The sequence below is a fragment of the Nocardia sp. CA-151230 genome (assembly GCF_050942175.1).
Classification (GTDB): Bacteria; Actinomycetota; Actinomycetes; order Mycobacteriales; family Mycobacteriaceae; genus Nocardia.
Map to the genome: position 1 here is coordinate 2282593 of NZ_CP192061.1, position 13031 is coordinate 2295623.

General features: G+C 68.8%; 12 protein-coding genes. 6 read left to right on the forward strand and 6 right to left on the reverse strand.

What is annotated here, in order from left to right; all coding sequences use genetic code 11:
• Positions 1-14 precede the first annotated feature (14 nt).
• The 3 genes from dxr to ACQP1O_RS10330 all read left to right on the forward strand — a co-directional run bounded on the left by dxr (position 15) and on the right by ACQP1O_RS10330 (position 4223).
• Positions 15-1154, forward strand: a complete 1140-nt coding sequence (gene dxr / locus ACQP1O_RS10320; RefSeq protein WP_433565596.1) for a 1-deoxy-D-xylulose-5-phosphate reductoisomerase — start codon at positions 15-17, stop codon at positions 1152-1154.
• 22 nt (positions 1155-1176) lie between these two features.
• A complete protein-coding gene (locus tag ACQP1O_RS10325) occupies positions 1177-2379 on the forward strand; it encodes a M50 family metallopeptidase (RefSeq protein WP_433565597.1) in 1203 nt (400 codons plus the stop codon).
• 191 nt (positions 2380-2570) lie between these two features.
• Positions 2571-4223, forward strand: a complete 1653-nt coding sequence (locus tag ACQP1O_RS10330; protein WP_433565598.1) for a TerD family protein — start codon at positions 2571-2573, stop codon at positions 4221-4223.
• A 14-nt stretch (positions 4224-4237) separates the two neighbouring features.
• Here the strand turns inward: ACQP1O_RS10330 and ACQP1O_RS10335 are convergent, their stop codons facing one another.
• Positions 4238-4936, reverse strand: coding sequence for an endonuclease V (locus ACQP1O_RS10335; protein ID WP_433565599.1), 699 nt, complete (start codon positions 4934-4936; stop codon positions 4238-4240).
• 208 nt (positions 4937-5144) lie between these two features.
• Between ACQP1O_RS10335 and ispG the strand changes: the two genes are divergently transcribed.
• The 3 genes from ispG to ACQP1O_RS10350 all read left to right on the forward strand — a co-directional run bounded on the left by ispG (position 5145) and on the right by ACQP1O_RS10350 (position 9277).
• The gene (ispG, locus tag ACQP1O_RS10340; protein WP_433567640.1) at positions 5145-6278 is read left to right on the forward strand and encodes a flavodoxin-dependent (E)-4-hydroxy-3-methylbut-2-enyl-diphosphate synthase; all 1134 of its coding nucleotides are present in this window, start codon (positions 5145-5147) and stop codon (positions 6276-6278) included.
• A 230-nt stretch (positions 6279-6508) separates the two neighbouring features.
• Complete coding sequence (locus ACQP1O_RS10345; RefSeq protein WP_433565600.1) at positions 6509-7372, forward strand: GNAT family N-acetyltransferase; 864 nt, start codon at positions 6509-6511, stop codon at positions 7370-7372.
• Positions 7373-7477: 105 nt separating this feature from the next.
• On the forward strand, positions 7478-9277 hold the full coding sequence (locus ACQP1O_RS10350; RefSeq protein ID WP_433565601.1) for a penicillin-binding transpeptidase domain-containing protein: 1800 nt from the start codon (positions 7478-7480) through the stop codon (positions 9275-9277).
• A gap of 19 nt (positions 9278-9296) precedes the next feature.
• On the opposite strand, the gene ACQP1O_RS10355 is transcribed toward ACQP1O_RS10350, so the two are convergent.
• The 5 genes from ACQP1O_RS10355 to ACQP1O_RS10375 all read right to left on the reverse strand — a co-directional run bounded on the left by ACQP1O_RS10355 (position 9297) and on the right by ACQP1O_RS10375 (position 13029).
• Positions 9297-9494: a hypothetical protein gene (locus tag ACQP1O_RS10355; RefSeq protein ID WP_433565602.1), complete on the reverse strand. Its 198-nt coding sequence runs from the start codon at positions 9492-9494 to the stop codon at positions 9297-9299.
• A 223-nt stretch (positions 9495-9717) separates the two neighbouring features.
• Positions 9718-10281: a peroxynitrite isomerase gene (locus ACQP1O_RS10360; protein ID WP_433565603.1), complete on the reverse strand. Its 564-nt coding sequence runs from the start codon at positions 10279-10281 to the stop codon at positions 9718-9720.
• Positions 10282-10302: 21 nt separating this feature from the next.
• Positions 10303-11124 carry an ABC transporter permease gene (locus tag ACQP1O_RS10365; protein WP_433565604.1) on the reverse strand — a complete coding sequence of 274 codons (822 nt, stop codon included), beginning with the start codon at positions 11122-11124 and terminating at the stop codon, positions 10303-10305.
• Between the two features lies 1 nt (position 11125).
• The gene (locus ACQP1O_RS10370; protein WP_433565605.1) at positions 11126-11959 is read right to left on the reverse strand and encodes an antibiotic transporter; all 834 of its coding nucleotides are present in this window, start codon (positions 11957-11959) and stop codon (positions 11126-11128) included.
• Positions 11956-13029 (reverse strand): ATP-binding cassette domain-containing protein, encoded by a 1074-nt coding sequence (locus ACQP1O_RS10375; RefSeq protein ID WP_433565606.1) that lies wholly within the window; start codon positions 13027-13029, stop codon positions 11956-11958. Before ACQP1O_RS10375 ends, ACQP1O_RS10370 begins: the two co-directional genes overlap by 4 nt.
• Positions 13030-13031: the final 2 nt, after the last annotated feature.

A 13031-nucleotide genomic window follows, 5' to 3' on the forward strand; every position in this document is an offset into this window, starting at 1 on the left:
GGGACAATGGATCCGTGTCCGACGTTGTGAGAGTTCTGCTGCTGGGCAGCACCGGTTCGATTGGTACGCAGGCACTGGAGGTGATCGCCGCCAACCCCGACCGCTTCGAGGTGGTGGGTCTCGCGGCGCGCGGGGGCAATGCGGACCTGCTGGCACAGCAGATCGCCGCCACCGGGACCGGCAACGTGGCGGTGGCCGATCAGGCGGCGGCCGCGAAACTCGGTGTGGCGCTGTCGGGTCCGGACGCCGTGACCGAACTGGTGCGGCGCACCGACGCGGACGTGGTGCTCAACGCGCTGGTCGGCTCGCTCGGGCTGGAACCCACCCTCGCCGCGCTGGAATCGGGGCGGCGACTCGCCCTGGCCAACAAGGAATCTCTGGTGGCGGGCGGCTCGCTGGTGACCCGGGCGGCCAGGCCGGGACAGATCGTGCCGGTGGACTCCGAACATTCGGCGCTGGCCCAGTGCCTGCGCGGCGGCAGCGCCGACGAGGTCGCCAAACTGGTGCTCACCGCCTCCGGCGGACCCTTCCGCGGCTGGACCACCGAGATGCTGGAGTCGGTGAATCCGGCCGAGGCCAAGACCCATCCGACCTGGTCCATGGGACCGATGAACACGCTGAACTCGGCGTCGCTGGTGAACAAGGGCCTCGAGCTGATCGAGACGCACCTGCTGTTCGGCATCGACTACGACCGCATCGACGTCACCGTGCACCCGCAGTCCATCGTGCACTCCATGGTCACCTTCACCGACGGCTCGACCCTGGCCCAGGCCAGCCCGCCCGATATGAAGCTGCCCATCGCGCTCGCCCTGGGCTGGCCGGACCGCGTTCCCGGCGCGGCCGCCGCGTGTGACTTCTCCACCGCCTCCACCTGGACTTTCGAGCCGGTCGACAACACGGTCTTCCCGGCCGTCGAGCTGGCCCGCCAGGCCGGTAAGGCCGGCGGCTGCGTGACCGCGGTCTACAACGCGGCCAACGAGATCGCCGTGCAGGCATTCCTCGACGGGCTCATCCGATTCCCCGATATCGTGCGCACCGTCGCGCGCGTCGTGGAGTCCGCCGACCGTTGGAGCGCCGAACCCGGTAGCTTGGACGAGGTGCTCGCGGCCGATACGTGGGCGCGCGACACCGCACGCACGATCGTGCGCGGCTGACAGCAGGAGGGCTCGGAACCGGATGGTCTACGCGATCGGCTTCGTACTGTTCGCCCTCGGGATCACGGCCTCGGTCGCCCTGCACGAATGCGGCCACATGTGGACCGCGCAGGCCACGGGCATGAAGGTGCGGCGCTACTTCATCGGTTTCGGGCCCAAGGTCTTCTCGTGGCGGCGCGGCGAGACCGAATACGGTCTCAAGGCGCTGCCGCTGGGTGGGTTCTGCGATATCGCGGGCATGACCGCCCTCGACGAGCTCGAACCCGAGGAGCTCGACCGGGCCATGTACCGGCAGGCCACCTGGAAGCGGCTGCTGGTGATGTCCGGCGGCATCCTGATGAACTTCCTCATCGGCTACCTGCTCATCGTGCTGCTCGCGGTGGGCTGGGGGCTGCCGCGTTTCGACCAGCCGCCGGCCACCCAGCTCGGGGCGATGAGCTGTGTGGCCAATATGGGCCCGGACCAGAAGGCGCTGCCCTGCACCGGCGACGGTCCTGCGCAGCTGGCCGGATTGCAGCGCGGCGACCGGGTGACCGCGGTCAACGACGTCAAGATCAAGACGTGGAACGAATTCCGCGCCGAGACGGAGAAGCAGACCGGCCCCTTCACCTACACCGTCGAGCGTGACGGCCGGACCCTCCAGATCCCGGTCACCCCGCAGATGGCCGTGGTCTACCCGGAGAAGAACGGCACCCCGAAGACGGTCGCCAAGGTCGGTGTCGGCCAGGACTATTACGCGCCGGTGCAGCACAACATCCTGTCCGCCATCCCCGCAGCGGGCGCGTTCACCGGCCAGATCGCGGTGCGCACCGTGGAGTCCCTGGCCCAGATGCCGTCCAAGGTGGTCGACCTGTGGCACGCCGTCACCGGCGGCACCCGCGACCCGGAGACCCCCGTCAGCGTCTACGGCGCCTCCAAGATCGGCGGCGAGACCGCCGAACACGGCCTCTGGTCGATGTTCGTCCTGACCCTGGCCAGCCTGAACTTCTTCCTCGGCGCCTTCAACCTGCTCCCGCTGCTCCCCCTCGACGGCGGCCACATGGCCGTGGTCATCTACGAGAAGCTCCGCAACCTCTTCCGCAACCGCAAGGGCCTCCCCGACGGCGCCCCGGTCGACTACCTGAAGCTGCTCCCGGCAACCTACGTCGTGGTCGTCATCGGCGGCGCCTACATGATCCTCACCCTGGTCGCCGACATCGTGAACCCGGTCAAGCTGTTCCCCTGATCCTGAAAACGGCTGGCTTCCAACGGAACCGGCGTCGGTTGACCTGAGCGGTCCGCGGCTGGGTGTCGGTGCGGCTGGGTAGTCTGTCTCGCCAAGGCCGCAACTGGGCTCGGGTGCGGATCGGAAATCCAAAGTTCCTGGCGCAGAGCGCGGCTCGGAATCGACTGCGCACGAGGAACGGGGTCTGGGTCGTGGAGTTGGCGCGTGGTGCAAATGCGCTCGTGGCCGCGTCGGCGGTATCGCTGGTGGTGGAATGGGATGGCGATCGGGAAGTCGACCCGCATGCTCTGCTGCTGGCCACGACGGGGAAGATCCGATCCGACGATGATTTCGTCTTCTTCAATGCGCCCCGCCATCCGTCCGGTGCCGTTGTGCTGGAACAGATCACGACCGGGCGGGCCGGACTGGCGGTGCACCTGAGCGAGATCGATCCCGGGGTGGACCGCGTGGTGATCGCGGGATCCGTCGCGACCGGTTCCCTCCAGGATGTTCCAGCGCTGAAGATCAGCGTTCAGGATGCCGGCCGCCGGCTGTTCGACTACCGCGTTTCGAGCCCGGAATCGGTGCAGGCCATGGTGTTCGGTGAGTTCTATCGCCGTGACGGCGGCTGGAAGTTCCGCGCGGTCGGGCAGGGCTGGTCGAGCGGATTACGTGGCCTCGCCGAGGAGTTCGGCGTTGCGGTGGACGACGATCAGCCGCCGCCATCGCCACCGGCCGTTCCAGCGGTAACGCCTCCCACGGCAGCGGCCCCGGAGCCCGCGCCCGCCATGGCGCCCGGCTGGTACGTGGCGCCGCAGCACCCGGGCCAGGTGCAGTGGTGGAACGGGGTGGCCTGGACCGAGGACCGCCGTCCGCAGCATTCGCCGCACGATCCAGCGACCTGCGGGCGCTGTGGTCGGCCGAGAGCGGTGCGTCGAATGGGCGGTGCGCCGCCGTGTCAATGGTGCCTGCGCGAGGTCCACCAGCTGATGGAGACCTGGCGGGGCCGGGCCTGGCAGGTGTTGACCGCGGACGGGCCCCGAGGGCGGCGCTGGGACGAACTGTGGGTGATGCTTCGGTTCCACATGGTCAGCGAGGACACCGGGCGCGAGGCGTTGCGGCCGCTGGCCATTGCCCACCTGGAGCGGATGGTCGCCTTCGCTTTCGCCGACGACCAGATAGACCAGGAGGAGCTGGACGAGTTCGACCGGACCGTCTCGGAGTTGCAGGCCGCCGCCGATCTGTCCGCCGCGGGATCGCTCATCCACGGTTTGCGGCAACGGATGCTCCGCGGCCGGTCGCTCACTCAGGTGCGGGCCGGGGATCTACCTCGGGTGAGTCGGCCCGATCTGCATATCGAGATGGACGAGCTGCTGCACGTGGACGTCGACGCGGAGCAGATCAGATACCTGGCCAGCGGTCCGAAACAGAGCTCGGGGCGGTTGATCGGCAGCAGCCGGAAGCTGCGTTTCATCGGCGCCGGTGCGGGGAGCGAACTGGCGTGGGCCAAGATCGTGTCCGTTCGGCACGAGTACGACACGGTGGTGATCGATGCGACGACGGCCCGGGGTGGCGGTCGCTACCGCGTGCGGGATGCCGAGTACGTCGCCGCCGTGCTGGAGGGCTCGCTGCGTGTCGCCAAACGTCTGGTGCTCGCGCCGGGACAACGCGACTCCCGTGCGATTCCGCAGGACGTGAAGTCACAGGTCTGGCAGCGTGACGGCGGGAAGTGTGCCGAATGCGGCGCCCAGGAGTACCTCGAGTTCGACCACGTCATTCCCTGGAGCCGAGGCGGTGCGACAAGTGTCGACAACCTCCAGATCCTGTGCCGGGGCTGCAACCTGGCCAAGGGCGCACGCATGTGACGGTGCCCCGCGCCTCAATGCCGTGAAGTTGTTCCGGTAGCGGAGATTTCGCGGAGGAGCCGGCGGCAGAGATGATCGGCGCGGCGTGTGGTTTCGGGCTGTCGGAATTCGGGGGTCAACGAGAGGACCTCGCTACAGGCGGTATCCAGGTCGATCAGGTGACCGACCGAGACGTAGACCGGTTTGACGTCGGTGCGGGTGCGCAGGGCGCGGCCGACCGGGTCGCCGTCGATGGTGATGACGCTGGAGGCGCCACGTTCGCGGGCGGGCTCCTCGAACTCGCCCCAGGCGTTCTTGGCGACCCCGATGGTCGGCACGCCGGTCAGCAGGCCGAGGTGGCAGGCGAAGCCGAAACGCCGCGGGTGGGCCAGGCCCTGTGAATCACAGACGAGCAGATCCGGTGTGACGGTGAGGTTTTCGAGGGCGGCCAGGGTGGTGGGGAGCTCCCGGAAGGCGAGCAGGCCCGGCACGTACGGGAAATCGGTGGTGCCGCGCGCGGTGGCGGTCTCGACGGTCTCGAGCGTGGTGGCGTGCAGCACCACAATGGCGGCCGCCACATTGCCGTCGTCGTCATAGGCCGAGTCGAGCCCCGCGATCGTCCGGAATTCCGGTGGCCGGGGGTTGGCGGCGATCACCCGCGCGCGCAGCCGATCTTGCAGTGCCACGGCCTCTTCCGGCGTCGCCGGCCACGGATCTGGATTCGCTACCTTCACTTTTCGGAGCGTAAACCCCGGCGTCGATTGCAACGAATATGAACCGTAGGCCCAGGGCCGATTCCGAGTCCCGCAGCCCGCGCGGGTACCCTTGTCGCCGCCGTCACAGGGCGACCGGTATTCGAGTCTCGGTAAGCTCGGAGCCGGTAAGGGTGAGGACTTAGTCGAAAGTAGGCAGCCGATCGTGAGCAGTGCCATCGCTTTGGGGATGCCGGCCGCACCGGCGGCCGTCCTCGCACCGCGGCGCAAGACGCGCCAGCTGATGGTGGGCAATGTCGGAGTGGGGAGCGAGTTCCCCGTCTCGGTCCAATCGATGACCACCACCAAGACCCATGACGTCAATGCCACCCTGCAGCAGATCGCGGAGCTGACCGCGTCCGGCTGCGACATCGTGCGCGTGGCCTGCCCGCGTCAGGAGGACGCGGACGCGCTGGCGACCATCGCCCGCAAGTCGCAGATCCCGGTGATCGCCGACATCCACTTCCAGCCGCGCTACATCTTCGCCGCCATCGACGCGGGCTGTGCCGCGGTGCGCGTGAACCCGGGCAACATCAAGGAGTTCGACGGCCGCGTCAAGGAGGTCGCCAAGGCGGCCGGTGACGCGGGCATTCCGATCCGCATCGGCGTCAACGCCGGCTCCCTCGACAAGCGGATGCTCGAGAAGTACGGCAAGGCCACCCCCGAGGCGCTGGTCGAGTCCGCGCTGTGGGAGGCGGGCCTGTTCGAGGAGCACGGCTTCGGCAATATCAAGATCTCGGTCAAGCACAACGACCCGGTGATCATGGTCGAGGCCTACCGCCAGCTCGCCGCGCAGTGCGACTACCCGCTGCACCTGGGTGTGACCGAGGCCGGCCCGGCCTTCCAGGGCACCATCAAGTCGGCCGTCGCCTTCGGCTCCCTGTTGAGCGAGGGCATCGGCGACACCATCCGCGTCTCCCTCTCCGCACCGCCCGCCGAGGAGATCAAGGTCGGCACCCAGATCCTGCAGTCGCTCAACCTGCGCCCCCGCAAGCTGGAGATCGTCTCCTGCCCGTCCTGCGGTCGCGCTCAGGTCGACGTCTACACCCTGGCCAACGAGGTCACCGCGGGCCTCGAGGGCATGGAGGTCCCCCTGCGCGTCGCCGTCATGGGCTGCGTCGTGAACGGCCCCGGTGAGGCCCGCGAGGCCGACCTCGGCGTCGCCTCGGGCAACGGCAAGGGTCAGATCTTCGTCAAGGGCGAGGTCATCAAGACCGTTCCCGAGCACCTCATCGTCGAGACCCTCATCGAGGAGGCCATGCGCCTCGCCGAGGAAATGGGCGACACCACCGAATCCGGCGCCCCGGTCGTGACCACCGGCTAGCCACACCCCGGCCCGGCCCGGTCCGCTCCGGCATCACTGCCGCTGCCGTCCGGGCCGTTCGTCGTTCACGCCTCGGCCCGGGATCCGTACCGGCCGCCGTGTGCGGTGGTGTGGGGCGGATGTGTACCGAGGGGTTGGATTGGGTTGGGGGGTTTGGGCTTTTGCCTGATGGGTCGGCGGTTGGGGACAATCGTGCGGCGCGGGGCGGGAAGTTCTGGCAGGCTGTCAGCGTGCGGAGTGTGCTGGAGCCGACTCGCAGGGGCCGGGCGTCCGGGGTCCGTCAGCTCGCGAACCGCGATCTGACGCAGGTCTTGCGTGTGCTCGACACCGATCCGGTGGCGACCTGTATGGTCGCCGCGCGTCTGCAGGAGTACGGGCTGGACCCGCGCGGGGTGTACGGCGAACTGTGGACCCGGGGCGGGCCGGCGGAGTCGCTGTGCTTCTCGGGCGCGAATCTCGTTCCGCTGCGCGGTGGTCTCGACGACATGAAGGCCTTCGCGGAGCGTGCGATCAAGGGGCCGCGCCTGTGCTCGTCGGTGGTGGGGCGGCGCGAGCTGGCTCTGCCGCTGTGGGAGTTGCTGGCCGAGCACTGGGGGACGCCGCGGGAGGTTCGCGAGGATCAGCCGCTGCTCGCGCTGGAACGGCCCGCGAGTATTGCGCCGGATTTGCGGGTGCGCCGAGTGCGGCCCGAGGAGATCGACCGGTATCTGGTCGCGGCGGTCGCCATGTTCACCGAGGAGATCGGGATCGACCCGCGCACGGGCGACGGCGGGCGCAGTTATCGCCGCCGGGTGTCGGGGCTCATCGAATCCGGCCGGGCCTGGGCGCGATTCGAGGACGGTGAGGTCGTCTTCAAGGCGGAAGTCGGCGCGTTGTCGCGACGCACCGGACAAATTCAGGGCGTATGGGTCCATCCGGACAAGCGCGGCCAGGGCTACGGCACCGCGGGGACCGCGGCCGTGGCCAATGTGGTGGTCTCCTCCGGGCGCACGGCCAGCCTGTATGTCAACTGCTACAACACAATTGCGCGCCGCGCGTACAGCAAGGTGGGCTTCCGTCAGGTTGCCACCTTTGCGACAGTGCTGCTGGATTGAGTTTAAAACCGCGCGCGGGGGGCGGAGCGGGATGTCAGCGTGAAATCCGTTCCGGTGCAGTGTGTCGCGCCGGTTTGCCGATAGTTGGCTCTAGCATCTGACTTGATGTCAACACGGGTCTTCACCACGCTGATCGCCGCCGCGGTCGCCCTCCCTGTCACCGTCGCCGCGGCCGGTTGCTCGTCGGGTCCGCAGGGTCCCGCGCAGGCAGCCGAGGCCTTCGTCTCCGCCTTCGCCGACCATGAGGTGCAGGCGGCGGCCGACCGCACCAGCCAACCCGAAAAGGCCGGTGCCGCACTGGCTTCGGCGTGGGACCAGCTACAGGCGGAGAAGCTGGTGGCCACCACCGGCGCCGCCCGCGTCACCGGCGACACCGCCATCGTCGACTACACCTACGAATGGCATCTGCCCAAGGACCGCGTCTGGAAATACCAGGGCCAGCTGCAGATGGGCCGCGCCAACGGGCAGTGGCAGGTGCGCTGGTCCTCCGCCGACATCCACCCGCAACTGGGCAATACCCAGACGCTGCAGCTGCGTTCGAATCCCGCGCCCCGGGCGCGGGTGAACGAACGCTCGGGCAGTGACGTGATGGTGCCGGGCTCGCTGTACCGGGTGCTGTTCAAACCGTCGGCATCGGCCGACCCGGCCAGGGTCTCCGCGGCGCTGGCCAACGCCCTGCACCGCTTCGACGAACACCTCACCCCGGACTCGCTGTTGCGCGCGGCCCGCAAGGACGACGGCGCCTACACCGCGGCGCTGCTCTCGGAATGGGAGTTCGGCGAGGTGAATTCGCAGCTGCTGGGGCTGTCCGGGGTCACCTTCAGCAAGGAATTCGATCTGGTCCCCACCGACCGCCGCTTCGCCCCCGACCTCATGACCCAGGTCCGCAAGACCGTCATCGACGAGGTGGACGGCAAGGCGGGCTGGAGTGTGGTGACCGTGAATGCCAATGGCGTCGACACCGATGTGCTGCAGGAGGTCGATCCCCAGACCTCCCCGTCGTTCTCGCTCAGCGTCGACCGCTACATCCAGAACGCCGCCCAGAGCGCGGTGGATGCCCGCACCGAGCAGACCATGATGGTGGTGCTGCAACCCTCCACCGGCGCGGTGCTGGCCATCGCCCAGAACGAGGCGGCCGATGCCGACGGCCCGGTCGCGGCGATCGGCCTCTATCCGCCGGGCTCGACCTTCAAGACGGTGACCGCGGCCGCGACCATGACCGCCGGCCACGCCACCCCGGACACCGTGGTGCCGTGCCCGAGTCGGATCGTGGTGGGGGAGCGCACGATTCCCAACTACGACCTGTTCAGCGTCGGCAATGTGGCCATGGCGACCGCCTACGAGCGTTCCTGCAACACCTCGTTCGCCAAGCTCGCCTCGGAGCTCGGCGGCCAGGATCTGCGTACGGCCGCGGCGGCGCTGGGGCTGGGCCCGGACTACACGGTGGCGGGCCTGCCGACGGTGTCGGGTTCGGTGCCCTCCGACGATGATCCGGTGCAGCGCGCCGAGGACGGCATCGGTCAGGGCAAGGTGCTGGCCAGCCCGTTCGGCATGGCGATGGTGGCGGCAACGGTGGCGCACGGTTCGACGCCTGTGCCGTATCTGATCGCGGGCCATCCGACCCAGGTGTCGGGTGATCGGCCGCAGCTGAAGCCCGGGGTCATCGACGGGTTGCGGTTGATGATGCGCAAGGTGGTGCTCGGCGGCACGGCCGAGCGCATCGTCGATCAGGGCGAGGTCTACGGGAAGACCGGTGAGGCCGAGGTGGACGGCGGTTCGCACTCGTGGTTCATCGGCTACCGCGGCGATCTGGCCTGGGCGACCCTGCTGGTGCGCGGTGGCAGTTCGGACAATGCGGTGGCGGTGACGCGGGACATGCTCGTGGCCCTGCCTCCGGGCTACTGAGGACCATCGCCCGGCAGGGTCAGCGCTCGCTGTAGGTGTCGAGTCGCGAGCAGGCGACGGGATGGATCACGCCGACGTTGTCGGTCACGAAGCGCTGGTCGGCAAGGGCTTGCACGGGTGGTCCGGCACTGGACGCGTCGCCGAGGATCTCGGTGACGCCGGCGCCGGCGAGGATCATGCCTGCGGTGGTGATCAGCAGAAGGGCCGAGCGCTTCATGTCCCTCTCCCTTGTTTGGGGATGAGTTGGGAGACCCGAACGTTCGCCTCCAGCGGCGAACACGGTGGTGATCCGGTGCTCATTAAGGGTTGGCTGATTATTTGCCAATGGAAGAAACGGTAATCGGTCACTTATGCCGAGGCAACCCTCAAATGTGCTGCCGCACTCCGGTTATCCGGAGATGCGGCAGGTCACGGGCGAGGTTGGAACGCGAAGTTCAGTGTCAGTTCGCACGCTGCATGGTCGCCGCGAGGTGGTGGGTCAGCGGTTGCTCGACCGCGGCCATGCGCAGCGAGTACTCGAGGGTGTCGCCCGCGACGGTGATGCTGCGGCCCAGCGCGGTTACCGATTTCGCGGTGCTGCTCAGGCCGATGGCGGTGGAGTCGAGTTCCAGGCGCAGTTCGCCGTCCTCGGTCACCAGGGTCCCCTCGCAGATCTCGGTGATGCCGGTCGGGTGGGCCAGGATCAGCTCGACGCGGTCGGGGCTGATGGCCCGCAGATAACCCGCCTCGCTGTGCATGGGCCGGCTGCCGTCGGCCGCGCGGGTGCGCTGCCGGTAGGTGAGGAAGGGCCGGCCGACGTGGCCGAAGTGCACTTCCTCCAGGTACTCGAACGGTTCGATGGTCGGGTATTCGCCACGGCCGCGGCCGCGCCAGGTGCCCAGCAGCGGGGCGAGGTGGGCGATATCGGGGTGGGGCGCGACGGCGGTTTCGGGTTCGAGCACGGCGGACAGCTTAATCCGCTCGGCGCGCGGTGGCGGGAGGTCCACCCGTCCGAGCGCCGACATTCCCGGTAAGGGGTATTGATCTCAGCGCCGGCTGGCCCGGCGGTAGCCGTAGGCCGCGGGGATCGCGAACACGACGATCAGGCCGACGGTCCAGGCCAGGGTCTGGACGAGTGGGCGCGCCACCGGGCCGCCCTCCGACAGCGCGCGCATGGTGTCGACGGCCACCGACATGGGCTGATTCCGCACCACCGGTTGAATCCACTTCGGATAGGCCACGAGGGGCACGAATCCGGTGCTGAAGAACATGAGCAGTGAGGACAGCAGCGCGACGGCCTCGACGAGCGTGGACTTGGCGGTGAACACGGCGATGGCGGTGACCATGGTCGCGAACGCCAGCCCGAACAGCACCGGAATCCACAGGTAGGCGAACGTCTGCAGCGATCCCTGGCGGAAACGGAAGCCGAGGGCCATACCGAACAGGATGATCACGACGGTCCCCGCGAAGATGCGGCAGCCCTCGGCGATGATGCGGGCGGCGAGCCCGGAGGCGCGGTGCACCGGCAGCACCCAGAAGCGCGACAGGATGCCCGCCTCGCGTTCCCGCCCGAGCATGATCCCGCTGGCCACGGTTCCCGACAGCGCGCCGACGAGAGTCACCATGGGCGTGGATCCGTAGAGCGCGCTGTGCCCGGAGAACTTCTGGATCTGCGAGCCGACCACGATGTTGAGCATGAGCAGCAGCAGGCACGGCACGACCAGGGTTTCGAGCAGCGTGACGGGGTCGCGGACCCAGCGCAGCAGCAGCCGCTGGGTCTGAATCCAGGTGTGCCGCAGCAGGGCCGGGGCCGAGGCTTCGGCGAAGACGAGAGTGTCGGCGGTGCCGGGGCGTTGGAGGGTGGCCATGTCATGACCTCTTCAGGTTCTGCCGGGCGAGGAAGTAGCAGGACACCGCGGTGCTGCCCACGAGCCACAGCACCGTCGGCGTCATGAGCGACCAGGTCACGGGACTGGCCTTGCCGAGGGTGTCGCTGCCGAGGGCGCGCAGCCCCTCCGCGTATTGGGAGACGGGCTGGTTGCGCACGAAAGGCTGGACCCAGTGCGGGAATTGGTGCGCGGGGGCGAGGCCGGTGGAGAGCATGCCGAGGATGAGGGGTGGCAGCACCAGCATCTGGCTGGTGGCTTCGGGGCTGCGTGTGGCGGTGCCGATGGCGTCCGCGCCGAGGCAGAAGGAGGCGCCGATGAGCAGTCCGAGGGCCAGGAATCCGAGGGTGTGCGCGGTGCCGCCGACGAAGCGGAACCCGATCACGTGGGTGCTGATCACGGCCGAGACGAGCCCGATGAGCAGCCGGAAGATGTTGGAGGACATGCGCGCCGCGGCCGGGACGAGCGGGTGCATGGGCATGGCGTCGAAGCGCCGGTCGAGGCCGGAGACCGCGTCGGCGGCGGCGCGGAAGGCGGCGGAGACCGCGGTGAAGGCGCACGCCTGCAGGATGACGATGGGCGCCATGAACTGCGCGTAGCTGCTGAATCCCAGTCCGGCGAAGGACATCACGCGGTTGAGCGGGATGTAGAAGCTGGCGGTGAAGGTGATGGGTGCCAGGACTGCGGTGATGATTTCGCCGGTTTTGACCGAGGGCACGATGAGCCGCACCGTGAGCACCCACCACTGGGCGAGGGTGGCGGGGGTGGCGCGGACGTTGGTGAGCCACCCGGCGGGTGCGGCCTCGACGGCGGTCATGACCGGGTCCGATCCTCGGCGCTGAAGCGACCGTCCGGCGTCCGGAACCGGACGGACGGCGAATCGTCTTCGGCTTCTTCGGATTTGGCGATGTGCCCGGTGAGTTCGAGGAAGACGTCGTCGAGGGAGGGCCGCCGCAGCGCGATGTCGACGAGTTCCATTCCGGCCGTGTCGAGCCGGCGCAGCGCCTCGGCGAGGGTCTTGGCGCCCTCCGGTGCGGGGATGGCGATCCGGTCCGAATCCCCGGTCAGCGCTTCACGATTGGCGGCGGGCAGCAGGTCGCCGAGGGCGCGGGCGATGGCGGGCAGGTCCTCGATGCGCAGCGGCACGATCTCGCAGTAGCTGCCGCCGGTCCGGGCCTTGAGTTCGTCGGCGGTGCCGTCGGCGATGACCAGGCCGTGGTCGATGACGATGATGCGGTCGCAGAGCGCGTCGGCCTCTTCGAGGTACTGCGTGGTGAGCAGGGTGGTGATGCCCTGCTTGCGGAATCCGCCGACCAGGTCCCAGACGCCCTGGCGGCTGCGCGGATCCAGGCCGGTGGTGGGTTCGTCGAGGAAGACCACCTCGGGCCGCACCACGAGTCCGCAGGCGATGTCGATGCGCCGTCGCATGCCGCCGGAGTAGGTGCCGACGCGGCGTCCGGCGGCCTGCACCAGGTCGAATTCCTCGACGAGTTCGTCGGCGCGGGCGCGGGCGGCGCGTTTGCGCAGGCCCATGAGGCGGCCGAACATGACGAGGTTCTCGTACCCGGACAGGGCGTCGTCGAGCGCGGCGAACTGCCCGGTCAGCATGATGGATCGGCGGACCGCGGCGGCGTCGGCGACGACGTCGTACCCGGCGACCAGGGCGCGCCCGCTGTCGGGGGCGATGAGGGTGGACAGGATATTGACCATGGTCGTCTTGCCCGCGCCATTGGGTCCGAGGATGCCGAGTACCTCGCCGGGCGCGGCCTTGAAGGTGACGCCGCGCAACGCGCGGACCGTGCCGAAGGATTTCTCGACGTTTTCGACGACCACGCCGTCGACGCCGGTGTGCACGCTGCTCGGGGGTGCGACCGTCCTGGTTTCCACGT